We start from the raw sequence: 23,532 nt of genomic DNA, 5'->3' as shown, positions 1-23,532 counted from the left end.
GCCAAACGCCAGGTGCCAGAATTTATGCGCAAACGGTTTCGTATCCCGTGCTGTTTCTCTATAATACCGCCCGTTTTCCCCTGTTGCGCCCAATGAAGCGTCGCCCGGCACTTCAAAGACGAGAGATCTTTAATGATGGAAATTCTGCGTGGTTCGCCCGCTCTGTCGGCATTTCGTGTAAACAAACTGCTGACCCGCTTTCAGGACGCTCACCTTCCGGTGAGTGATATTTACGCCGAGTACGTCCATTTTGCCGATGTCAGCGCACCGCTCAGCGCGGATGAGCACGCCCGCCTGCAACGTCTGCTGAAATACGGTCCTTCTCTCGCCGAACATGCGCCACAAGGGCGTCTGTTGCTGGTAACGCCGCGTCCCGGCACCATCTCTCCGTGGTCCTCGAAAGCCACCGATATCGCGCACAACTGCGATCTGCCACAGGTGTTACGCCTTGAGCGCGGCATGGCTTTCTATGTGCAGGCCCCTGAGCTGACGGAAGCGCAGTGGCAGCAACTTGCCAGCCTGCTGCATGACCGCATGATGGAAACCGTGTTCGCTGACCTCAGCGATGCGCAGCAGCTGTTTGCCCATCATCAGCCGCAGCCGCTCAAAAGCATCGACGTGCTGGGCGCAGGTCGCAGCGCGCTGGAGCAGGCCAATGCCACGCTGGGCCTGGCGCTGGCCGATGATGAGATCGATTACCTGCTTGATGCCTTTACCAAGCTGGGGCGTAATCCAAACGACATCGAGCTCTATATGTTTGCGCAGGCAAACTCTGAGCACTGTCGTCACAAAATCTTCAACGCCGACTGGATTATCGACGGCGAAAAGCAGCCGAAGTCGCTGTTTAAAATGATCAAAAACACCTTTGAACATAATCCTGAGCACGTGCTGTCGGCGTATAAAGACAACGCCGCAGTGATGGAAGGTTCCGAGGTTGGCCGCTTCTACGCAGATGCGCAGAAGGGCGAATATGAATTCCATCAGGAAGAAGCGCATATCCTGATGAAAGTGGAAACCCATAACCACCCAACCGCTATTTCGCCATGGCCGGGTGCTGCGACCGGTTCCGGTGGTGAAATTCGTGATGAAGGCGCAACCGGACGTGGTGCGAAGCCAAAAGCCGGTCTGGTCGGTTTCTCGGTATCGAACCTGCGCATTCCAGGCTTCGAACAGCCGTGGGAAGAGGATTTCGGTAAGCCGGATCGTATTGTCACCGCCTTAGACATCATGACCGAAGGCCCGCTGGGCGGCGCGGCATTCAACAACGAATTTGGTCGTCCTGCCCTGAATGGCTACTTCCGTACCTATGAAGAGCGCGTCAACAGCCACAATGGTGTGGAGCTGCGCGGCTACCATAAGCCGATTATGCTGGCGGGCGGCATCGGTAACATTCGTGCCGATCACGTGCAGAAAGGCGAGATTGTGGTGGGGGCCAAACTGATCGTGCTGGGTGGCCCGGCGATGAACATCGGTCTGGGCGGCGGTGCCGCTTCGTCGATGGCTTCCGGCCAATCGGATGCCGATCTCGACTTTGCTTCAGTACAGCGCGACAACCCAGAGATGGAACGTCGCTGCCAGGAAGTGATCGACCGCTGCTGGCAGCTGGGCGAAGCCAACCCGATTCTGTTTATCCATGACGTGGGCGCGGGCGGTCTCTCGAACGCGATGCCAGAGCTGGTAAGTGATGGTAACCGCGGCGGTAACTTTAACCTGCGCGACATCCTGAGCGACGAGCCGGGCATGAGTCCGCTGGAAGTGTGGTGTAACGAATCACAGGAACGTTATGTGCTGGCGGTGGCGCCTGAGAAACTGGCGCTGTTCGATGAGTTGTGCCAGCGTGAACGCGCGCCTTATGCGGTGATTGGTGAAGCGACTGAAGAGCTGCATCTGAACCTCGCCGACAGCCATTTCGACAATAAGCCAATCGACATGCCGCTCGACGTGCTGCTGGGCAAAACGCCGAAGATGACACGTGATGTTGCCAGCCAGCAAGCCAAAGGCGATGCCCTGCAGCGCGACGGGATTACCGTTGCTGATGCGGTGAATCGTGTGCTGCATTTGCCAACCGTGGCGGAAAAAACCTTCCTGATCACCATTGGCGATCGCAGCGTAACCGGCATGGTCGCGCGCGATCAGATGGTCGGTCCGTGGCAAATTCCGGTCGCGAACTGCGCCGTCACCACGGCCAGCCTGGATAGCTATCACGGTGAAGCGTTCTCTCTCGGCGAACGCGCGCCAGTCGCATTGCTCGACTTCGCCGCTTCCGGTCGCCTGGCGGTGGGTGAAGCGCTGACCAATATCGCTGCGACCTCAATTGGTTCGCTGCAGCGCGTCAAGCTCTCCGCGAACTGGATGGCCGCCGCCGGTCACCCAGGCGAAGATGCTGGTTTGTACGCCGCCGTTAAAGCGGTAGGTGAAGAGCTGTGTCCGGCGCTGGGCATCACGATTCCCGTCGGTAAAGACTCGATGTCGATGAAAACCCGCTGGCAGCAAGGCACCGAGCAGCGTGAAATGACCTCGCCGCTGTCGTTGGTGATTACCGCGTTTGCGCGCGTTGAGGATGTACGTCGCACCGTTACGCCGCAGCTGCAGGCCGATCAAGATAACCTGCTGCTGCTGGTGGATCTGGGTAACGGCGCTAACACGCTGGGTGCTACCGCGCTGTCACAGGTTTATCGTCAACTCGGTGACAAGCCTGCCGACGTGCGTGATGCTACGCAGCTGGCGGGCTTCTTTAACGCTATTCAGGCGCTGGTGGCCGAGCAGAAACTGCTGGCCTATCACGACCGTTCTGACGGCGGCCTGTTGGTCACGCTGGCGGAGATGGCCTTTACCGGTCACTGCGGTATCGAAGCCGATATCGCCGCGTTGGGCAGTGATGCATTGGCAGCGCTGTTCACCGAAGAGCTGGGCGCGGTGCTGCAAATCAACGCAGCGGATCGCGTGGCAGTAGAGAAAGTCTTCGCCGATCACGGCCTGAGCGCTAACGTGCATGTGATGGGTAAAGCGCTGCCGGGCGACCGCTTCGTGATCCGTTCTGGCGACAGTACGGTGTACAGCGAAAGCCGCACCACGCTGCGTACCTGGTGGGCAGAAACCACCTGGCAGATGCAGCGTCTGCGTGATAACCCAGCCTGTGCCGATCAGGAGCATGAAGCGAAGAAAGACGATAACGATCCTGGTCTGAACGTCCATCTGACCTTCAAGCCAGAAGAGGATGTGGCGGCACCGATGATCGCCACTGGCGCACGTCCGCGTGTGGCGGTGCTGCGTGAGCAGGGTGTGAACTCCCACGTGGAGATGGCGGCTGCTTTCCATCGCGCTGGCTTTACTGCAGTTGACGTACACATGAGCGATCTGCTCGCCGGTCGTCGCGGTCTGGAAGAGTTCCAGGCACTGGTTGCGTGTGGTGGCTTCTCATACGGTGACGTGCTGGGCGCGGGTGAAGGTTGGGCGAAATCGATCCTGTTCAACGGCCGCGTACGTGATGAGTTTGAGAACTTCTTCCATCGTCCACAAACGCTGGCGCTGGGCGTGTGTAACGGCTGCCAGATGATGTCGAACCTGCGTGAATTGATTCCAGGCAGCGAACTGTGGCCACGCTTTGTGCGTAACCAGTCCGAGCGTTTCGAAGCGCGTTTCAGCTTGGTCGAAGTGGCGGCGAGCCCATCGCTGTTGCTGGAGGGCATGGCAGGATCGCATATGCCAATCGCAGTATCGCACGGCGAAGGTTTTGTTGAAGTGCGTGACGGTGCGCATCTGGCGCAGCTGGAGAGCAAAGGTCTGGTAGCGCTGCGCTTCGTCGATAACTTCGGCAAAGTGACGGAAAGCTATCCGGCGAACCCGAATGGCTCACCAAACGGCATCACTGCGGTAACTAACGAAAGCGGTCGCGTCACCATTATGATGCCGCACCCAGAGCGCGTGTTCCGTACCGTCAGCAACTCGTGGCATCCGGCAGAGTGGGGCGAAGATAGCCCGTGGATGCGTATCTTCCGCAATGCGCGTAAGCAGTTGGGCTAAGCGTTAATCTTGAGTTGTTATGCTGGTGCGCATCAATGCGCACCTTACAAGGCCGCCTAACCGCGGCCTTTATTTTTTTGTAGGGTCGCCATTAATGGCGACCTGGCTAAAAACCGCACAAGTATGCAAGCTGTCGGAAAAAGGCGACAATCCTGACTTTATGCTGTCGTCAAAAGGTGACATTTAACTCGTTGATTTGTAATGCAAGGAAGTTAGCGCTCTAAACCCGTTGCTAATCAGCGACACTTTTCCCTGACCGCCCGGTCCGCTTTCCTTCCTGTCTTCGCCTTCTATCTGGCATTCCTCTGATAATAAACACTATTTATTTGTTGGCATGATACTTGCTATACTCTCTGCGTGGCTCATTCGCCTGTTTATGATTGCCCCGCTTTTCGCGGCAGAGCTCATAAAAACTGAATGACGCACCAAACGGAGCCTGTCGTCCACCTCACCGATAATCGCTTGCTTTGCAACGTTATCAAGCATCGGACGCAACGTTGAGTTAGGCTCCACCTATTTTGCAAGCGATGCTGCGGCGTCGCTCTCACGGCAGGCCAAAAGGCCTGCCGTTTTCATATCTCTCCTTTCTTCCGTTTTGATACTTCGCTAGCATGCCTGCAGCTCATATTTAAGGAAGCGCGGTTGTGAATAAATGGCGTCTGTTTCCCCGATCCCTGCGACAGTTAGTCTTAATGGCCTTTCTGCTGGTGCTGCTGCCGTTACTGGTGCTGGCATGGCAAGCATGGGAAAGCCTTTCGGCGCTGAGCAACCAGGCGGCAGATACCAATCGCAATACCTTTACCGATGTACGGCGCAGTGAAGCGATGGCGCGCACCGCGCTGGAGCTGGAGCGAAGCTATCGTCAATACTGCGTATTAGGCGATGCGTCGCTGGCCAAACTGTATCAAACGCAGTGGACGCGCTACGGTCAAATGCTCAGCAGCCACGCAGCCAGCTTGCCCGATCTGCCCTCCTTCAAAGTGCTGCAAACCACCTTGCCGCAGCTGCAGCAGGTAAAGTGCGATAATGGAAATCCGCAAGCACAAGCTGCCAGCGCGCTGGAGCGTTTTTCCGATACCAATACGCAAATGGTGCAGGCAACGCGCGAAGTGGTGTTTTCGCGCGGCCTACAACTGCAACGTGAAATTGCCGATCGCGGCCAGTTTTTTGGCTGGCAGGCGCTAATTCTGTTCCTGATCAGTCTGGTGCTGGTTTTGCTGTTCACCGGCATGATTATTGGTCCGGTAAAACGCGTTGAGCGCATGATCAATCGCTTAGGCGAGGGCAAATCGCTGGGCGATAGCGGCAGCTTTCGCGGCCCACGTGAAATTCGCTCGCTGGGACAGCGCATCGTTTGGTTGAGTGAACGTCTGAGCTGGCTGGAAGAGCAGCGCCATGAGTTTCTGCGTCACCTGTCGCATGAGCTGAAAACACCGCTTGCCAGCCTGCGGGAAGGCACTGAGCTGCTGGCCGATCAGGTCGCCGGGCCATTGAACGCTGAGCAGCAGGAAGTGGTCGCGATTCTCGATACCAGCAGCCGTCATTTACAGCGGCTGATTGAGCAGTTGCTGGATTACAACCGTAAGCTGGCAGATGGCCCGATGACGCTGGCACCGGTGGTATTAAATGACATCATTGATTCCGTAGTAAAAGTGCACTCGTTGCCTGCCAGTGCGCGTGAGATGACGACGCACGTTGATCTGCAGGTGAATCACTGTCTGGCGGAAGCCACGCTGCTACAGCGGGTGATTGATAACCTCTATTCGAACGCCGTGAACTACGGCGCCGAATCCGGTAACATCTGGCTGCAGAGCCAGCAGAAGGGCAACCAGGTGTGGATTGAGGTGGCAAACACCGGCACACCGATTCCGGCTGAAGAGCAGGCGATGATTTTTGAGCCTTTTTATCAAGGCAGCCAACAGCGCAAGGGGCCGGTTAAAGGCAGCGGTCTGGGGTTAAGCATCGCCAAAGATTGCCTGCGCAGGATGCAAGGCGATTTGCAGTTGGTAACACGCAAGGATGCGGATGTCTGTTTTCGTATCATTCTGACTACCAGCGCCGGGAATGCCTGATTAATGAAATTACCCCGATTTAAATTTGTGACCTGTGCGTTGATGGCGCTCGGCCTGAGTGCCTGCCAGGCACCGTCACAGCAACGTACCCAACACACTAGCGTGAGCGTGCCGGAACCCGACGTGCGCCTGCCGGATTATCTGGCGATCGATTGTCAAAGCGTGTGGCAAATCGAAACGCCAGCCGCCGTGAGTAATCCGCTTTACTGGCAGCGCGCCGTTGATTGTGCCGAGCGCTTATCCCCTGCCGAAGCTCGCGCCGAAGCGCGTCGCTGGCCGGTGCAAGGCTGGGCACGCGCCTTTAAGCAAGGCATTCTGCTCGCTAACGGTAACGTCACGCCGGTCGAACGCCGTGATTACGTCACCACGTTGGACGGTTATAGCGCGTCTTATCCGGCGGCAGTGCGCCCGTTACTACAGCTGTGGCGCAGTAATCAGGCCGCTCAGCTGGAGCTGAGTGAAGCGCGTGGACGTTACGCCGCCCTGCAGCAAAGCAACGACGCTGAAATGGACAACCTACGCCAGCAGCAAAGCAAAATGCGCCAGGCGCTGGCAGACACCCAACGTAAGCTCGAGCGTTTAACCGACATTGAGCGCCAACTGTCATCGCGCAAAGCGCCCGACAGCAGCGACGCATCGCACGGTGCCAGTGATGTGCAAACTGAGGATCAGTAATCATGAAACAGAGCGCACGCTTACTGCTGGTAGATGACGATCCTGGCTTACTGAAACTGCTTGGCATGCGTTTGAGTAGCGAAGGTTTTCAGGTGGCGACGGCAGCCAGCGGACCAGAAGCACTGCGTCATCTGCAGAAAGAGAAGGTCGATTTAGTCATCAGCGACCTGCGCATGGATGAGATGGACGGTCTGGCGCTGTTTGGCGAAGTACAGAAACGTCATGCGGGCTTGCCGGTGATCATTCTCACCGCGCATGGTTCAATTCCTGAAGCCGTGTCCGCTACGCAGCAAGGCGTATTTAGTTTTCTTACCAAACCGGTCGATCGTGATGCGTTGTACAAAGCGATTGATGAAGCGCTGGCACAGCGCGCGCCGATGAGCGATGACGGCTGGCGCGAAGCGATTGTGACGCGCAATCCGCAGATGCTGCGCCTGTTGGATCAGTCGCACATGGTAGCGCAATCGGACGTCAGTATTTTGATCAATGGCCAAAGCGGCACCGGTAAAGAGGTGCTGGCACAAGCGATTCATGCGGCCAGCCCCCGTGCGACCAAGCCCTTCATTGCCATCAACTGTGGCGCTTTGCCAGAGCAACTGCTGGAATCTGAACTGTTTGGCCACGCCAAAGGTGCCTTTACGGGAGCAGTCAGCGCGCGTGAAGGGCTGTTCCAGGCGGCTGAGGGCGGCACACTGTTTCTGGATGAGATCGGCGATATGCCGCAGGCGTTGCAGGTGAAATTGCTACGCGTACTGCAGGAGCGCAAGGTGCGCCCGCTGGGCAGTAACCGCGATCTGGAGATCAACGTGCGTATCATTTCCGCGACGCACCGTGATTTGCCGAAAGCGATGGAGAAAAAGAGTTTCCGCGAGGACCTCTACTATCGCCTCAACGTGGTGAATCTGAAAATTCCTGCGCTGCATGAGCGTGCCGAAGATATTCCGCTGCTGGCGAATCATCTGCTGCGCCAGTCCGCCGATCGCCATAAACCTTCCGTGCGTAGCTTCTCGGTGGATGCCATGAAACGACTGGTTGGCGCAGCATGGCCGGGCAATGTGCGGCAATTGGTGAACGTGATTGAGCAGTGCGTAGCGTTGAGTACTGCACCGGTGATCGGCGATGCGCTGGTGGAGCAGGCGCTGGCAGGAGAAAATACCGCGTTGCCAACCTTCGTCGAGGCGCGTAATCAGTTTGAGCTGAACTATCTGCGTAAACTGTTGCAGATGACCAAAGGAAATGTCACTAACGCCGCGCGTCTGGCTGGACGTAACCGCACTGAATTCTATAAGCTGCTGTCGCGCCATGAGCTAGACGCCAGCGAATTTAAAGAGTAGCGTGCTGCGGCGGTGTCAGGAACACTTATACTAACGGTATCCGTCCATCATGGAGGGAGTAAAAAAGGATCTGTCATGAAAAAGATCGATGCAATTATCAAACCATTCAAACTCGATGATGTACGTGAAGCGTTAGCGGAAGTGGGCATCACCGGGATGACGGTCAGTGAAGTCAAAGGCTTTGGCCGTCAGAAAGGCCACACGGAACTGTATCGCGGCGCGGAATACATGGTCGATTTTCTGCCAAAAGTGAAAATTGAAATGGTGGTCGGTGACGACATCGTCGACACCTGCGTAGAAACCATAATGAAAACTGCGCAGACCGGCAAAATTGGCGACGGCAAAATTTTTGTCTTCGACGTAGCGCGCGTGGTGCGTATTCGTACCGGTGAAGAGGACGAAGAGGCGATTTAAGCCCCTTCGCGCATTGTCTAAGAAAGCCTGCCTTGTGCAGGCTTTCTGTTTTACAGCACCTTGTGCGGACCAAACACTTCGTAATGGATACGATCGCCGCTCACACCCGCATCGACTAACTGACGCGCGACAAACTGCATAAACGGCAGTGGACCGCAGATCCAGAATTGGCGCTCGGGCTGATTTAGCGCGGAAGATACGCCCGCCAGATCCATCAATCCCACATCGTTATAACGTCCTGCATCTGCGCTTTCAGGTTGGCGATACCAAACGTGACTGGCGAAGTTTGGCAGACGTGTGCCAAACGATTTTACCTCTTCAGCAAAGGCATGTTGGGAACCGGCTTCAGCCGCGTGTAGCCAGTTAACTGCTGCAGGATGTTGCTGCTCCGCCAGATTAGCCAGCATCGCCAGCATCGGAGTTTGTCCCACGCCAGCAGAGATTAAGGTGATGGGTGTCGCCGCGTCAGCCTGCAGGAAGAAATCGCCCGCTGGAGCGGCGCACTGCACGATATCTCCGACCTGTGCATTGTCATGCAGCCAACCCGATACGCTGCCCAGCGCTTCGCGTTTTACTGCAATGCGATAGAAGGTGCCGTTCGGTTGATGCGTCAGCGAATACTGGCGATGCTGGATATTTTCGTAGCCTGCAGGTTGCAGGCTAATGGCCAGATACTGGGCAGGCAAGAATGTTGCCACTGGCTGACCGTCGTTCGGCACCAGCTCAAAACTCTTAATCACTGAGCTTTCTTGGTTGATGGCGCGAATACGGAAATCACGCGCGCCGCGCCAGCCGCCGGCTTTCTCTTCGGACGCAGAATAAATCGCTTCTTCACGCTGAATAAACACATCGGCCAGCACGCCATAAGCTTTTCCCCATGCGGTCAGCACCTCTTCGCCCGGGTGCAGCAACTCATCAATGGTTGCCAGCAGGTTTTCGCCCACAATCGCGTATTGTTCAGGCTGAATGTTCAGGCTGGCATGCTTCTGCGCGATCTTCTCCACCGCCGGCAACAGCACCGCCAAATTTTCCAGATTGCTGCCATAGGCCACAATCGCGTTGAACAAGGCTTCACGCTGATTGCCGCTGCGTTGATTATTCATGTTGAAGACGTTTTTCAGTTCAGGATGCTGGGTTAACAAACGCTGATAAAAGTGACCGGTGAGCTGGGGACCGATTTGAGCGATGGCAGGCAAGGTGGATTTAATGGTAGCGATGGTTTGCGCGTCGAGCATGGTGAAATCCTCAGAGTGAATTTAAACATGTATTTTAAATGCATCTTATGGTTAATCGAAGCGCCTGTAAATCCCTCGTTGTGATTAAGGATTAGGCAAAAAAGGTGCGCGCTGGCCCGCAAAGCTGAAATTTATTCCCGTGCAAAGTGAACAAATCTCGCGATTTTCACGCTGGCAAAAAAGCGTAAAAAAGCCGTTCCAGCGCCATGCCAATCGATTGCGCAAAAAGAGGGGATTGGCGCTACCGTCCCCTGTCAAAACCGTTTACACTGTTCGCCTTCGCCCCTTAGCCGGGGCCTAAACTGCCGTTAAAAAGTTAGCTGAGTCAGGAGAGTCCGGATGTTAAAGCGTGATATGAACATTGCCGATTATGATGCCGCGTTGTGGCAGGCTATGGAGCAAGAGAAAGTGCGTCAGGAAGAGCACATTGAACTGATTGCTTCTGAAAACTACACCAGCCCACGCGTAATGCAGGCACAAGGTTCACAACTCACCAACAAATATGCCGAAGGCTATCCGGGCAAACGCTACTACGGCGGATGTGAATACGTTGATATCGTTGAGCAGTTGGCGATCGATCGTGCTAAAGAACTGTTCGGCGCTGATTACGCTAACGTACAGCCGCACTCAGGTTCGCAGGCTAACTTCGCGGTGTACACGGCACTGCTGCAGCCGGGCGACACCATTCTGGGTATGAACCTGGCGCACGGTGGTCACCTGACGCACGGTTCTCCGGTTAACCTGTCTGGCAAGCTGTACAAGGTTATCCCTTACGGCATCGATGAAACCGGCAAAATCAATTACGACGAACTGGCTGAACTGGCGCAAACCCATAAGCCGAAAATGATCGTCGGTGGTTTCTCCGCCTACTCTGGCGTGTGCGACTGGGCCAAAATGCGTGAAATCGCTGACAGCGTTGGCGCCTACCTGTTCGTTGATATGGCCCACGTTGCTGGCCTGATCGCCGCAGACGTCTATCCGAACCCGGTTCCTCATGCACACATCGTAACCTCTACCACCCACAAAACCCTGGCGGGTCCGCGCGGCGGCCTGATCCTGGCGAAAAACGGTGACGAAGATCTGTATAAAAAGCTGAACTCCGCGGTGTTCCCGGGCGGCCAGGGTGGTCCTCTGATGCACGTGATCGCCGGTAAAGCCGTTGCATTCAAAGAAGCGATGGAGCCAGAGTTCAAGACTTATCAGCAGCAGGTTGCTAAGAATGCCAAAGCGATGGTGGAAGTTCTGCTGGAGCGTGGTTACAACATCGTTTCTGGTGGTACTTTCAACCACCTGTTCCTGATCGATCTGGTGAGCAAAAACCTGACCGGTAAAGAAGCTGATGCCGCTTTGGGCCGCGCTAACATTACCGTGAACAAAAACAGCGTTCCAAACGATCCGAAGAGCCCGTTCGTAACTTCAGGTATCCGTATCGGTACGCCAGCGGTGACGCGTCGCGGCTTTAAAGAAGCTGAAGTTCGTGAACTAGCGGGCTGGATTGCTGACGTGCTGGACAACATCAACGACGAAGCGACCATCGAACGTACCAAACAGAAAGTGCTGGAAATCTGCAGCCGTCTGCCGGTATACGCGTAAGTTTTTACGTCTGTCGATGCAGCAGGAAAAAGGATGGCTTAGGCCATCCTTTTTTATTGCCGTCGCTATAGCGCTCTGACAAAGTAGCGACCACTCGTGCTGCAGAGCAGCATCTTTGCTGGAGGGAATATGGCAATCGGCTCGGCCAAATGGCTCGGATTGGGCTACTTCACTTACTTCTTTTGTTATGGCATCTACCTGCCTTTCTGGAGCGTTTGGCTGAAAGGTGCAGGCCTTGATGCCGAAAAGATTGGCCTGCTGCTCGGCTGCGGCATGGTGGCCCGCTTCGTGGGGAGCTTGCTGATTGCCTCACAGGTTAAAAATCCGGCACAGTTGATCACTGCTCTGCGCCTGCTGGCGCTTATGACCTGTCTGTTCGCCATCGGTTATTGGCTTGGGCAACAGTGGATGTGGCTGCTATTGGTGATGATCGGCTTCAACCTGTTTTTCTCACCGCTGGTGCCGCTGAGCGATGCGCTGGCCGCTACCTGGACGCAGCAAATTGGCCTGGCCTATGGGCCGGTTCGTCTTTGGGGTTCGCTGGCGTTTGTTATCAGTTCCGCCTTAACCGGCATGTTAGTCACTGCGTTCTCGTCTCAGGCGATTTTGGTGCTGCTGTCATTAGGCGCGATCGGCATGCTGGGTGGAATGATGTTAACACCGGCGACCAGGCCGCAGGGCAGTGAACGTCAGACGTCAACAGACGGCGGCTGGCAGGCGTGGCGTGAGCTGCTGCGCGAAAATGCAGTGTGGCGCTTTATGTTATGCGTAACGCTGCTGCAGGGCGCGCACGCGGCCTATTACAGCTTCAGCGCCATCTGGTGGCAGGAAAGCGGTTATTCTGCGTCGATTATTGGCTATTTGTGGTCATTAGGCGTTGTCGCCGAAATCATTATTTTTGCGCTCAGTGGCCGGCTGTTCCGCCGCTGGACCGCGCGCGACCTGCTGCTGTTATCCGGAGCATGTGCCATCGTGCGTTGGACGCTGCTGGGATCCAGCACCGCGCTGCCACTGCTGATTGTGGCGCAGATTCTGCACTGCGGCAGCTTTACCGTTTGTCATTTAGCGGCGATGCGTTTTATTGCCGCACGCAAAGGTGCAGAAGTGATTCGTCTGCAATCGCTTTATTCGGCGCTGGCAATGGGCGGCGGTATCGCGGTGATGACAATGATTTGTGGCGTGCTGTTTGCCCATCTGCAAGGACATCTGTTCTGGGTAATGGCATTGGTGGCGCTGCCGGCGCTGTTCCTGCGTCCGCGAACCGCCTAGCTCTCGAGCAATTGGCGGATGCGCTGCTGCTGATGGCTACTCAGCGGCAGCTCCGCCTGAATCAGCGGCGGTGAGAACAGCGGCAGTGAAATGGCGTATGGCGTGATCACCAGCGCGATATCCCGTGGTGCGCCTTCCCGTTGAAAATGCATCACATCCTGATAGCTGATGTTAATGGGTAACAGCGTCATTTCCCGCAGCTGTTGCTCCAGCAACTGTTCCAGCGCCGCATCGGCGCCGGTCAGCAGCAGCACCTGCTTTTCCTGCAACGCACTCTCCTGCATTAGCCAGGCACCAAACAGCACCGCCACCAGGCTCACTTCCTCCGCGCTAAAGCGCGTACCAAAGTCCGTGCTGAAAGGGTGGAGTGCACGTTCGGTGGTGCGCAGCAGGCGCGGGTAGAGCCGCGCAACATCCAGCGCCACGCTGTTATCAATGCCGATGGAAAAGTGGCTACGATCCAGCGCCTGCGCCAGATGCGTAAACAGCTGCTGGGTGAGCTCTTGCTGATTTTTGAAGCGCGTCTGTGCCATTTGTTCAAAACGTACAACCAGTGCTTGCACTGCTTGCATCAGTTTAATGGCCTGAGGATGATGGAGTTCCGCACCGTTCGGTGCATGAATCAGGCTGAATAGTAGCGTCCAGAAGTCAGTTTCGCTGGCATCGGGCGCTAAGTGGCAGCGTTTCTGCCAATGATGAATCACATCGTCGGCGGCGGCGCGCTCTGCTTTCTCTGCCAGCCACGCGCGCTGTCCCTGATTGAAGAGGGCGTTTTGCCGCTGACACAGTGAATACTTCATGAAGATTTGCAAAAACAGGCGATCGCGCGGGCTGAAGTCACGCGTTAGCCGCAGGCTGCAGTGTTGAATCAGTGCCTGAAGGTTGGTCTCATCCCACAGCGCTTTCTCAATCTTTAGCACTTTCAGGCGCTGGCGAAGAATGGGGGCAAAGTGCTCGCAGACAAAATCCTGCGACAAACGCAGCGCGCGTCGCAGCCAGTGGATCAGGCACAGTCGCCTGTCCAGTTCCGTCCCATGAATGCGGAAGCTGCCATCCACCATCTGGTGTAGCTCCAGTTGATGGTATCGCTGTATCTCCTCTCCCACATCCGCGATATCCTGTCGGGCGACAACAGGTGCCACGCCATTTAACTGGCAGAGCTTTTCAAGCGTCAATGCGGGAGCGGGCAGAAAGAGCAGCAGTAATAGATGACAACGACGCTGGGAGCGGCTGAAGAGTGGTGCAGAAGAAGGTGCAGAACTCATCAAAGGTTTATCCGCAGGTCATTTTTCAGCTAAGAATAGCTAACTCCTTGGGGTATCCCTGCTCTTTGTCGTGACTTTTGTTCAGAGCTTTAAGGCGGGTCACAATTTTTCTGTACCACTCCACACTTCACTCTAAAATTGTTACTTTATAACACATGAAAATTGCACTCATTATCTTTACGCTATTGTTCAGCACGGCAGCCTGGTCACATCCACATAGCTTTATTGATATGAAAACTCAGTTCATCAGTGAAAACGATCGCTTGAGTGGCATGAAAATGGTGTGGACCATGGATGAAATCACCTCCGCTGACCTGCTTTACGACGCGGGAAAGGCTAAACCGGGCGATGTGGTGTGGAAAAAACTGGCGGCACAGGTGATGGCCAATGTGCTGGGCCAGCACTATTTTACCGAAGTGTGGCAGGACAAAAACCGGGTGAAATTCCTTAATTTGCCGAAAGAGTACCATCTGTCGCGCGAGGGTAATAAAGCGGTGCTGGAGTTTATTGTGCCGTTTGGCGAACCGCAGTCGCTAAGCGCGAAGCAGTATCGTATTCAGACGTTTGATCCCACTTATTTCGTTGATATGTATTACGATAATCCGCAGGCATTAACCATGGACGATAGCGTTAAATCCCATTGCCAAATTGATCTCCACACACCGAAACCCGATGACTCCCTAAAGCAATATGCGCTGTCGCTGGATAAGGCCGATGCGCCACCGGAAGATATGGATCTCGGCCAACAGTTCGCGCAAACGGTGATGCTGACATGTCATTGATTTCTATTCCTTCACGCTCACGCCGCTTGTGGCCGCTATGGCTGCTGGCGGCATTGTTGTTGCTGGCGGGAGTGATGCTCTGGCAGCACTGGTCGCAGATTTTGCTGCAAAGCGTGCTGTGGCAAAAGGTTCTCAATCGCGAAATGACCCAGCTATTACAGCAGGTCGCTGAGCAACCGCAGCAGGCGGGCGTGACGCTGATGCTATTTAGCCTGGCCTACGGCGTGCTACACGCGCTCGGCCCAGGGCATGGCAAAGTGGTGATCGCGACTTTTCTCGCCACCCATTCGGCGAAACTGAAGACCAGTATGAAGCTGACGCTGCTGGCGGCCTTGCTGCAAGGCGGGGTAGCGATTGGGTTGGTGACGCTGATGCTGGTGGTACTACAAACTTCGTCGCGCCAGCTTCATCTCGGCAGCTACTGGCTGGAGAAGGGCAGTTATCTGCTGGTGATTGCGCTCGGCGTTTGGGTCGGGTGGCGTGCGTTGCGATCGCTGCGCCAGCAACTGAAACCTGCAGTAGAGATGCAGATTCACGCTATTCGGCCGCAGCATCAGCACCACGAGCACTGCGGCTGTGGCCATGCGCACATGCCAAGTGCCGAGCAGATGGACCAGGCGGTAAGCGCTAAAACTCAGGCGCTGGTGGTGTTCTCAATGGGACTGCGGCCCTGTTCCGGTGCCATTATGATGCTGCTGTTCGCCAAAGTGATTGGGGTCTATGCCTGGGGCGTGGCGTCTGCAGTCGCCATGGCGGTGGGTACCGCACTGACCGTTTCCGCCCTCGGTTTGCTGGTGCAACGTTCCCGCATATTGGCGATGAAGTTAGGGCGAGCCAGCGGGACGCATGCGTCGACCAGGCTACTGCTGCCCGTACTCGCCCTGTTGGGCAGCGTGTTATTAATGATCGCGGGCGTTGCATTATGGCAGAGCGCTTCCCCGGGTAGCGGGGGCGGAATTCGTCCTTTCATATAATCTAAAATAATAAACGCAGCGGTAACATTATCGGCTGCGTTTAAAACGTTATTCACTTCATATAATTAAATATCTCCTCTGTGCTTATCTGGTGGAAATAGCGTTCACCGTCTACGCTGATTATTACCAGTCAGGCTTCTGGTCCATTCAGTAACAATAATTATTTATCGTAATATTTTGCGAGGAAAATGTGATGCCTGAAACCCGGCTTAATAATGGCGGCGTAGAAACTGTTCATGAAGCTCATGTCGGTTTACCGTTGAAACGTATTTCCTGGAGCGCAGTATTTGCCGGCGTCATCGCTGCGCTAATCATCCATATTTTATTAGGTGTATTAGGCACCGCAATTGGCGCGACAACCATCGATCCGCAACAGGAACAAAATCCACTCCAGCATTTGGGGACCGGCGCATTAATCTGGACCGGCGTCAGTATGCTAATCGCCATGGGCGTAGGTAGTTACGTCGCGGGGCGTTTGGCACAGCGCGAAGGCGCGATGCACGGATTATTAATGTTTGGTGTCAGTACCATCCTGACATTGTGGTTGGCGATTACCTTAGCTACTGGCCTTATTGGTGGCGCCTTTAATATTCTCGGCGCAGGCGTTAATGCTGTGGGTAATGGAATTTCCGCTGCGGCGCCATCCCTTACCAATATGGCAAAAGAAAAGCTGCAGGAAAGTAATATCAATCTGGACGATTTAAAAAATGAACTGCAAACCACACTGCGACAGACGGGTAAGTCGGAATTACAACCGGAGAATCTGCAGAAGGATGTAAATAACGAAGCCAATAATGCGCAGAATCAGGCAGAGCAAACGGCGCAGAATCCACAAAATGCGGATGATGACCTGGCTAATTGGTTGAAAGGCGTTGTCAGTCGTCATTCCGATACTTTGCAGTCTGCCGATCGTGATGCACTGAAAAATATTATCAAGGCGCGTACCGGTAAAAGCGATCAGGAAGTTGAGCAGATCGTTACGCAAACGGAAGAGAGCTACAAAAAAGCCGTACAACAATATCAGCAGTTAAAACAGCAGGCGGAACAGAAAGCGCGTGAGGTTGCTGAGCAAGCAGCAGCTGCGACGGCGAAAGCCAGCTGGTTCACCTTCTTTATGCTGGTCATTGAAGCGGTGTTGGCGGCATTGCTGGGGCGGGTTGGTCGTAAGACCCAGCCGCGTCAGGTATTAAGTCACGAACGTCGGTAATAAAAAAAGGCGGCTGATTCAGCCGCCTTTTCTTCTTTAGCGCTTCAGCGCTTCACTCAATTCTTCACGCATTGATGCCAGCATCGCTTTAACCACGCGTGGGTTACCCGCGACGATGTTACCTGACAAGACGTAGCCGTGGTTGCCGGTGAAGTCAGTCACCAGGCCGCCCGCTTCACGTACCAGCAGTTCGCCCGCCGCAAAATCCCACGGCTTCAGGCCAATTTCAAAGAAACCATCTACGCGACCCGCGGCGGTGTAAGCCAGATCCAGCGCGGCAGAACCGGTGCGACGGAAATCTGCACACTGGGTGAACAGTTTGCCAACGATATTGATGTAAGGCGTTGCATGCTGCTTCAACTTGAACGGGAAGCCAGTCGCCAGAATGGTGCCATCCAGATCGCGAGCGGTGCTGCCGCGCAGGCGATAACCGTTAAGCTGTGCGCCCTGACCGCGTACAGCGGTGAAGAGTTCGTTGCGCATTGGATCGTAAACTACCGCCACTTCGGTGCGGCCTTTGATGCGCACAGCGATAGATACTGAGAAGTGAGGTAAACGTTTGATGAAGTTGGTGGTGCCATCCAGCGGATCGATTACCCATTGAATGTCTTGATCTTCGCCCGCCAGTTCACCGCTTTCTTCGGTGATGATGGTGTGTTTCGGGTACGATTTACGAATTACTTCGATAATCAGACGTTCTGCGTCGCGGTCAACATTGGTAACGAAGTCGTTGCTGCCTTTCTGGCTGGCTTCGACAGCGTCCGGGGTTTCGTAATTCTTGGCAATTAAATTTCCGGCCTTGCGCGCTGCGCGCACGGCGATGTTGAGCATCGGATGCATCGGTATCTCTCGCTGGATGTTAAAGAACGGGGAAAACGGCGCGGAGTATATCAGCGTGTTCAGCAAATGTCCTACTTTTATGTTAGGATGCGCGCCATCATTTCCCTGACCGCCTCTAATTATGCTGCAAAATATCCGAATCGTATTGGTTGAAACGTCACACACCGGCAACATGGGCTCTGTCGCACGCGCGATGAAAACCATGGGCTTAACTAACCTCTATCTGGTCAACCCGCTGGTAAAACCTGATTCACAGGCTATTTCCCTCGCCGCCGGTGCCAGTGATGTGATCGGCAATGCGCGCATTGTTGATACCATGGATGAAGCCATTGCCGGTTGCAGTTTAGTGGTCGGCACCAGCGCACGTTCGCGTTCGCTGCCGTGGCCCATGCTTGACTCGCGCGAGTGCGGCATTAAAAGCGTGGAAGAGGGCCAGCAGGCGCCAGTTGCCCTGGTTTTTGGGCGTGAGCGTGTCGGCCTGACTAACGAAGAGCTGCAGAAGTGTCATTATCATGTCGCGATTCAGGCCAATCCAGAGTACAGCTCGTTGAATCTGGCGATGGCGGTACAGATCATCGCTTACGAAGTGCGCATGGCGTGGCTGGAAGCGCAGGAAAAAGCCGCACCGGTTGCGGAGCCTGAGGAGTCGCCGTATCCACTGGTCGACGATCTGGAGCGTTTCTATCAGCACATCGAACAGATGATGCTGAACAGTGGCTTTATTCGTGAAGGCACGCCCAGCCAGGTGATGAGCAAGCTGCGTCGTTTATACACCCGCGCGCGCCCGGAACGTGATGAACTCAATATCCTGCGCGGCATGATGGCCTCGTTCGAAAAACGCAAAGGTAATGTGGATAATAGTTGAGTGAAACAGTTGGTTAAATAGTTGAGTAAATTACTTGGTTAAATAGTTGACCGTTTTACTCGGGAATGTCAGACTGGCCTCAATTCATCAGATAACCCGCCGATAACCGGACGGACGCTTACGAGGTTGTATGCTATGAGACTGACATCCAAAGGACGTTATGCCGTAACCGCTATGCTGGACGTTGCACTGCACTCACACGAGGGCCCGGTGCCGCTAGCTGATATTTCTGAGCGTCAGGGCATTTCGCTGTCCTATCTGGAGCAGTTATTCTCACGTCTGCGTAAGCACGGCTTAGTGGCCAGCGTACGTGGTCCAGGCGGCGGTTATCTGTTAGGCAAAGATTCAGGCGCTATCGCCGTAGGCGCGGTGATCACCGCGGTTGATGAATCTGTCGATGCCACCAAATGCCAGGGCAAAGAAGGCTGCCAGGGCGGCGAACGTTGCCTGACGCACGTGCTGTGGCGTGATTTGAGTGAGCGCATCAGCGACTTCCTCAACAACATCACGCTGGCAGAGCTGGTCAATAATCAGGAAATCCTTGATGTCGCCGATCGTCAGAACACCGTCGATAATCGTCGCTTCCAGCAGCATCGTGTGCAAGAAACCATCAACGTTAATCTTCGCGCGTAATTGATCTCACTTCGGCCTTTCCTGCTAAGGTAGGAAAGGTCCAAGCGTGCTATAAAGACGTATGATTTTTTATACGGAGTTTTAGCGCAATGAAATTACCGATTTACCTGGATTACGCAGCCACCACGCCTGCTGATCCGCGTGTTGCCACCAAAATGATGCAGTTCCTCACCCTGGATGGCACCTTCGGTAACCCCGCTTCCCGTTCCCACCGTTTTGGCTGGCAGGCTGAAGAAGCCGTTGATGTTGCTCGCAATCAGATTGCTGAGCTGGTCAATGCCGATCCGCGTGAAATCGTTTTTACCTCTGGCGCGACCGAAGCTGACAACCTGGCAATTAAGGGTGCGGCACAATTCCATCAGGCGCGCGGCAAACACATCATTACCAGCCAAACTGAACACAAAGCGGTGCTCGACAGTTGCTTGCAGCTGGCGAATGAGGGCTTTGATGTCACCTTCTTACAGCCGGGCAGCGACGGCATTGTCACGCCGCAGATGCTTGAATCTGCGCTGCGCGACGATACGGTGCTGGTGTCGCTAATGCAGGTTAATAATGAAACCGGTGTGATTCAGGATATCGCCGCTCTCGGTGCGCTGTGCCGTGCGCGTGACATCCTGTTTCACGTTGATGCCACCCAAAGTGTCGGCAAACTGCCGATTGACGTCTGTGAGCTGCCGGTGGATTTGATGTCGTTCTCGGCACACAAGCTGTATGGGCCGAAGGGCATTGGCGCGCTGTGGGTGCGACGTAAACCGCGTCTGCAAATTGATGCGCAGATGCACGGTGGCGGTCATGAACGCGGCATGCGGTCGGGTACGTTGCCGGTGCATCAGATTGTCGGCATGGGCGAAGCCTATCGCATTGCGCGTGAAGAGATGAGCGGCGAAATGGCACGTCTGGCTGAGCTGCGCCAGCGTCTGTGGAGCGGTATCAGTAAACTGGGTAATGTGAACCTCAACGGTTCGCTCGAACAGGGCGCACCGAACATCCTCAATATCAGTTTTGCCCACGTCGATGGCGAATCGCTGATCATGGCGCTGAAAGATCTGGCGCTGTCATCCGGTTCCGCCTGTACCTCGGCCAGTCTCGAACCCTCTTATGTGCTGCGCGCGATGGGCGTTGAGCAGGAGCTGGCACACAGCTCGCTGCGTTTTTCGCTCGGACGCTTCACCAGCACAGAAGAGATTGAGTACGCTATCGAGCTGGTCAACAAAGCGGTGACGCGTCTGCGGGCAGTTTCGCCTGCAGCACCGTCCCGCTAATTCATGCACCCCTTGCGCCGGTTCTGGCGCAAGGTGACACCTAACGCAAACGGAGCCACGCGATGACAACACAACCGATGATAATTACGCTCAGCTCCCAGGCCGCCGACGCGCGCTGGGGTGACAAAGCTTTGCTGAGCAGCAACGAAAGTGGCATGACCCTTCACCTGACGGGCGCAGATGCGCTGATGAGCATCCAGCGCGCGGGCCGCAAGCTGGACGGTCAGGGCATTCGTCACGTAGCACTGCAAGGCGAAGGCTGGGATTTGGAAAAATGCTGGGCATTCTGGCAAGGCTATCGCAGCCCGAAAGGCAAACGTCAGGTCGAGTGGCCAGAGTTTAGTGAAGCCGATCAGAGTGAATTTGATCGTCGTCTGAAGATCATCGATTGGGTGCGCGACACCATCAACCTGCCAGCGGAAGATCTCAGTCCGGAGCAGCTGGCGCATAACGCCGTTGATCTGATCAACGAAGTCGGCGGCAAAGCGGTGAGCTATCGCATCACCAAAGGTGATGATTTGCGCGGCCAGGGTTACACCGGCATCCATACCGTTGGCCGTGGTTCAACCCGCGCACCGGTATTGCTGGCGCTCGATTTCAACCCGACCGGTGATGAAGCTGCACCGGTATATGCGTGTCTGGTCGGTAAAGGCATCACCTTTGATACCGGCGGTTACAGCCTGAAGCAGAGCGCCTTTATGGACTCGATGAAGTCCGACATGGGCGGCGCGGCAACGCTGACCGGCGCACTCGCGTTAGCGATTTCGCGTGGTCTGAATAAGCGCGTGAAGCTGTTCCTGTGCTGCGCAGACAACATGGTAAGCGGCAACGCATTCCGTCTGGGCGACATCATCCGCTATCGCAATGGTAAAACCGTTGAAGTGATGAATACCGATGCGGAAGGTCGTCTGGTACTGGCTGATGGCCTGATCGATGCCAGCGAGCAGAATCCAGAGCTGCTGATTGATGCAGCAACGCTAACGGGTGCAGCGAAAACGGCACTGGGCAACGATTACCACGCGCTGTTTACTTTTGACGACGTGCTGGCGGAATCGCTGCTTGGCAGTGCGACCGGTGAAAACGAAGCTTTCTGGCGCCTGCCGCTGGCCGAATTCCATCGCAGCCATTTGCCTTCGAACTTCGCCGACCTGAATAACATCGCCAGCCCGTCGCATGCTGCCGGAGCCAGCAGCGCGGCCGCGTTCCTGTCGCATTTTGTCAGCAAATATCAACAGGGCTGGCTGCATATTGACTGCTCTGCCACCTACCGCAAAGGCGCGGTGGATCAGTGGTCTGCCGGTGCAACCGGTTTGGGTGTGCGCACCGTTGCCAATCTTCTGCTGAAATAATCCTCATCACGGCAGGCGCAGGCCTGCTTTTTTTGGAAATGACTAAATGAGTAACCGTCTTGAAGAGGTGCTAAAACTGGCAGCCACTGAGCCTGCGCACCGTCCGGAATTTTTCCAACTGCTGCTGGAAGCCGATGTTTGGGTACCTGGCGAAAGCCCGGCCGAACAGTTTGATGCCACGTCACCGGTGGAACTGCAGCACTGGGAAAAAGAGGGCGGCGGCAGCGTGATTCCTTTCTTCACCTCCGAAGAAGCGATGGGCGAGGCGATCAAAGATGAACAGCCTTATCTGCGCATGCCGGTGCGTACGCTGTTTGAGATTACGCAGGGCGAAACGCTGTTTCTCAATCCGAAACTGCCTGCCGGCAAAGAGTTTTCGCCAGGCGAAATCGCTCATTTGATGAGTGAAGAGGGCAGTGCGCTGAGTCAACAAACCGTGCTGGAAGGGGGACAAGCGCTGCTGCTCTCTGAAGTGGCAGAGCCACCGGCGCAGATGATTGATTCTCTGACGCAGCTGTTTGCCAAGTATAAGCAGGTGCGCCGTGCTTACGTCGCCAGCATTCGTGAAAGCGCAACGGAAGCGCCGAATCTGCTGATTGGCATCGAAGCTGATAGCGATATTGATGAGATCATTCAGGCGGCGGGCGGTGTGGCAACCGATACGCTTGCCGATGATGCGCCAATTGATATCTGTGAAGTGGTGAGTGAAGATCGTGGCGTTAGCCATTTTTTTACTGCCCACATCACGCCATTCTATGAACGCCGCTGGGGCAGTTTCCTGCGCGACTTTAAAGGCAGTCAGCGGATTATTTGATGTATTACCGTTACGAACGGTGCAGCGTTTGGCCAGGTGCGCATTAATGCGCACCCTACCATCATTTCTCAATCGGTAAATCGTCGCGACTTCCCCATTCGCCCCACGAGCCGTCGTACAGCGTCACGTCACGTACCCCGAGCGATGTCAGCGCCAAAATCAATACCACCGCAGTCACCCCGGAACCGCAGCTGGCAATCACTGGCTGATCCAGCTTCACGCCTGCTTTATCAAACAAATCGCGCAGTTCCGCTGCCGGTTTCAGTTCACCGTTCGCCACCAAACTGTTCCACGGCAGGTTCAGGCTGTTAGGGATATGTCCACGCAGCAGGCCGGGGCGTGGCTCATCCACTTCGGCATTAAAGCGGTTTGCCGCGCGTGCATCCACAATCTGCGCACCACCTTCATGACTAATCAGCAGCACATCGGTCAGGCGTTTTACCTGTGTACTATCATATTTAGCGTCGAACTCAGCTTCCGGCAGACTAACCGGTCCGGTTACCACGTCATAACCGGCGGCTTTCCAGCCTTGTAATCCCCCAGCAAGAATCGACACCTGCTCGCAGCCGAAAGCGCGCAGCATCCACCACGCGCGCGGCGCCGAAAACAGGTTGCCTTCGTCATACACCACCAGATGTTTGTCCTGGCTAATGCCCAACTCACGCATGGCCACTGCAAAGGTCTCGGCGCGCGGCATCATGTGCGGATAGGGGCTGGTGTGATCGGATAGCGCTTCGATATCAAAGAAGGGGGCATGCGGCAGATGGCCGGCAAGATATTCCGCCTGGAGATCGCGCACCGCTTCCTGCCCGGGCGGTAACATGCGGGCATCAATCACCTGCAAAGTTTCTTCTGTGTAGTGTTCTTTCAACCAGTCAGCGGAGACAAATATGGCTGTCATAGCAACCTCTTCTTAGCAATCGTGA

At 55.2% G+C, this 23,532-nt stretch carries 20 protein-coding genes; 16 read left to right on the top strand and 4 right to left on the bottom strand.

The window, feature by feature from the left end; all coding sequences use genetic code 11:
• Positions 1-132: 132 nt before the first annotated feature.
• The 6 genes from purL (at position 133) to glnB (ending at position 8,518) form a co-directional block, all read left to right on the top strand.
• A complete protein-coding gene (gene purL, locus WH298_RS04295; protein WP_180822295.1) occupies positions 133-4,023 on the top strand; it encodes a phosphoribosylformylglycinamidine synthase in 3,891 nt (1,296 codons plus the stop codon).
• A gap of 19 nt (positions 4,024-4,042) precedes the next feature.
• The gene (locus WH298_RS04290; RefSeq protein ID WP_180822294.1) at positions 4,043-4,210 is read left to right on the top strand and encodes a hypothetical protein; all 168 of its coding nucleotides are present in this window, start codon (positions 4,043-4,045) and stop codon (positions 4,208-4,210) included.
• A gap of 457 nt (positions 4,211-4,667) precedes the next feature.
• Positions 4,668-6,095, top strand: coding sequence for a sensor histidine kinase (locus tag WH298_RS04285; RefSeq protein ID WP_049853002.1), 1,428 nt, complete (start codon positions 4,668-4,670; stop codon positions 6,093-6,095).
• 3 nt (positions 6,096-6,098) lie between these two features.
• The gene (gene qseG / locus WH298_RS04280; protein WP_180822293.1) at positions 6,099-6,770 is read left to right on the top strand and encodes a two-component system QseEF-associated lipoprotein QseG; all 672 of its coding nucleotides are present in this window, start codon (positions 6,099-6,101) and stop codon (positions 6,768-6,770) included.
• 2 nt (positions 6,771-6,772) lie between these two features.
• On the top strand, positions 6,773-8,104 hold the full coding sequence (gene glrR / locus WH298_RS04275) for a two-component system response regulator GlrR (protein WP_180822292.1): 1,332 nt from the start codon (positions 6,773-6,775) through the stop codon (positions 8,102-8,104).
• A gap of 75 nt (positions 8,105-8,179) precedes the next feature.
• Positions 8,180-8,518 (top strand): nitrogen regulatory protein P-II, encoded by a 339-nt coding sequence (gene glnB / locus WH298_RS04270; RefSeq protein ID WP_007886217.1) that lies wholly within the window; start codon positions 8,180-8,182, stop codon positions 8,516-8,518.
• A gap of 50 nt (positions 8,519-8,568) precedes the next feature.
• Here the strand turns inward: glnB and hmpA are convergent, their stop codons facing one another.
• The gene (gene hmpA / locus WH298_RS04265) at positions 8,569-9,753 is read right to left on the bottom strand and encodes an NO-inducible flavohemoprotein (protein WP_180822291.1); all 1,185 of its coding nucleotides are present in this window, start codon (positions 9,751-9,753) and stop codon (positions 8,569-8,571) included.
• Positions 9,754-10,092: 339 nt separating this feature from the next.
• Between hmpA and glyA the strand changes: the two genes are divergently transcribed.
• Positions 10,093-11,346: a serine hydroxymethyltransferase gene (gene glyA, locus WH298_RS04260; RefSeq protein ID WP_007886219.1), complete on the top strand. Its 1,254-nt coding sequence runs from the start codon at positions 10,093-10,095 to the stop codon at positions 11,344-11,346.
• A gap of 129 nt (positions 11,347-11,475) precedes the next feature.
• A complete protein-coding gene (locus WH298_RS04255; protein WP_049852999.1) occupies positions 11,476-12,615 on the top strand; it encodes a 3-phenylpropionate MFS transporter in 1,140 nt (379 codons plus the stop codon).
• On the opposite strand, the gene csiE is transcribed toward WH298_RS04255, so the two are convergent.
• Positions 12,612-13,880 carry a stationary phase inducible protein CsiE gene (csiE, locus tag WH298_RS04250; protein WP_049852998.1) on the bottom strand — a complete coding sequence of 423 codons (1,269 nt, stop codon included), beginning with the start codon at positions 13,878-13,880 and terminating at the stop codon, positions 12,612-12,614. The genes WH298_RS04255 and csiE overlap by 4 nt on opposite strands.
• 155 nt (positions 13,881-14,035) lie before the next feature.
• Between csiE and WH298_RS04245 the strand changes: the two genes are divergently transcribed.
• The 3 genes from WH298_RS04245 to WH298_RS04235 all read left to right on the top strand — a co-directional run bounded on the left by WH298_RS04245 (position 14,036) and on the right by WH298_RS04235 (position 16,843).
• The gene (locus WH298_RS04245; protein ID WP_007886223.1) at positions 14,036-14,662 is read left to right on the top strand and encodes a DUF1007 family protein; all 627 of its coding nucleotides are present in this window, start codon (positions 14,036-14,038) and stop codon (positions 14,660-14,662) included.
• Positions 14,653-15,636, top strand: coding sequence for a nickel/cobalt transporter (locus tag WH298_RS04240; protein WP_180822290.1), 984 nt, complete (start codon positions 14,653-14,655; stop codon positions 15,634-15,636). The genes WH298_RS04245 and WH298_RS04240 overlap by 10 nt, the downstream gene beginning before the upstream one ends.
• 193 nt (positions 15,637-15,829) lie before the next feature.
• A complete protein-coding gene (locus WH298_RS04235) occupies positions 15,830-16,843 on the top strand; it encodes an MFS transporter (protein ID WP_180822289.1) in 1,014 nt (337 codons plus the stop codon).
• A gap of 36 nt (positions 16,844-16,879) precedes the next feature.
• Here WH298_RS04235 and suhB read toward each other — a convergent pair whose 3' ends face one another.
• The gene (gene suhB / locus WH298_RS04230; protein ID WP_036620143.1) at positions 16,880-17,683 is read right to left on the bottom strand and encodes an inositol-1-monophosphatase; all 804 of its coding nucleotides are present in this window, start codon (positions 17,681-17,683) and stop codon (positions 16,880-16,882) included.
• A gap of 121 nt (positions 17,684-17,804) precedes the next feature.
• On the opposite strand from suhB, the gene trmJ reads away from it, so the two are divergent.
• The 5 genes from trmJ to sseB all read left to right on the top strand — a co-directional run bounded on the left by trmJ (position 17,805) and on the right by sseB (position 22,606).
• Positions 17,805-18,548, top strand: coding sequence for a tRNA (cytosine(32)/uridine(32)-2'-O)-methyltransferase TrmJ (gene trmJ, locus WH298_RS04225; RefSeq protein WP_007886227.1), 744 nt, complete (start codon positions 17,805-17,807; stop codon positions 18,546-18,548).
• A 135-nt stretch (positions 18,549-18,683) separates the two neighbouring features.
• The gene (gene iscR, locus WH298_RS04220) at positions 18,684-19,181 is read left to right on the top strand and encodes a Fe-S cluster assembly transcriptional regulator IscR (RefSeq protein WP_007886228.1); all 498 of its coding nucleotides are present in this window, start codon (positions 18,684-18,686) and stop codon (positions 19,179-19,181) included.
• Between the two features lie 89 nt (positions 19,182-19,270).
• The gene (locus WH298_RS04215; protein ID WP_180822288.1) at positions 19,271-20,443 is read left to right on the top strand and encodes an IscS subfamily cysteine desulfurase; all 1,173 of its coding nucleotides are present in this window, start codon (positions 19,271-19,273) and stop codon (positions 20,441-20,443) included.
• 62 nt (positions 20,444-20,505) lie between these two features.
• A complete protein-coding gene (pepB, locus tag WH298_RS04210; protein WP_007886230.1) occupies positions 20,506-21,792 on the top strand; it encodes an aminopeptidase PepB in 1,287 nt (428 codons plus the stop codon).
• 46 nt (positions 21,793-21,838) lie between these two features.
• Entirely contained in the window at positions 21,839-22,606 is a 768-nt protein-coding gene (gene sseB, locus WH298_RS04205; protein ID WP_007886231.1) for an enhanced serine sensitivity protein SseB, read from the top strand.
• A gap of 61 nt (positions 22,607-22,667) precedes the next feature.
• On the opposite strand, the gene sseA is transcribed toward sseB, so the two are convergent.
• Positions 22,668-23,507 carry a 3-mercaptopyruvate sulfurtransferase gene (gene sseA / locus WH298_RS04200; protein ID WP_180822287.1) on the bottom strand — a complete coding sequence of 280 codons (840 nt, stop codon included), beginning with the start codon at positions 23,505-23,507 and terminating at the stop codon, positions 22,668-22,670.
• Between the last annotated feature and the right edge of the window lie 25 nt (positions 23,508-23,532).

Origin of the sequence: Pantoea nemavictus, assembly GCF_037479095.1 — a bacterium.
Classification (GTDB): domain Bacteria; phylum Pseudomonadota; class Gammaproteobacteria; order Enterobacterales; family Enterobacteriaceae; genus Pantoea; species Pantoea nemavictus.
Note: the sequence above shows the minus strand (reverse complement) of the source record. Positions and strands in the feature narration are given on the sequence as shown.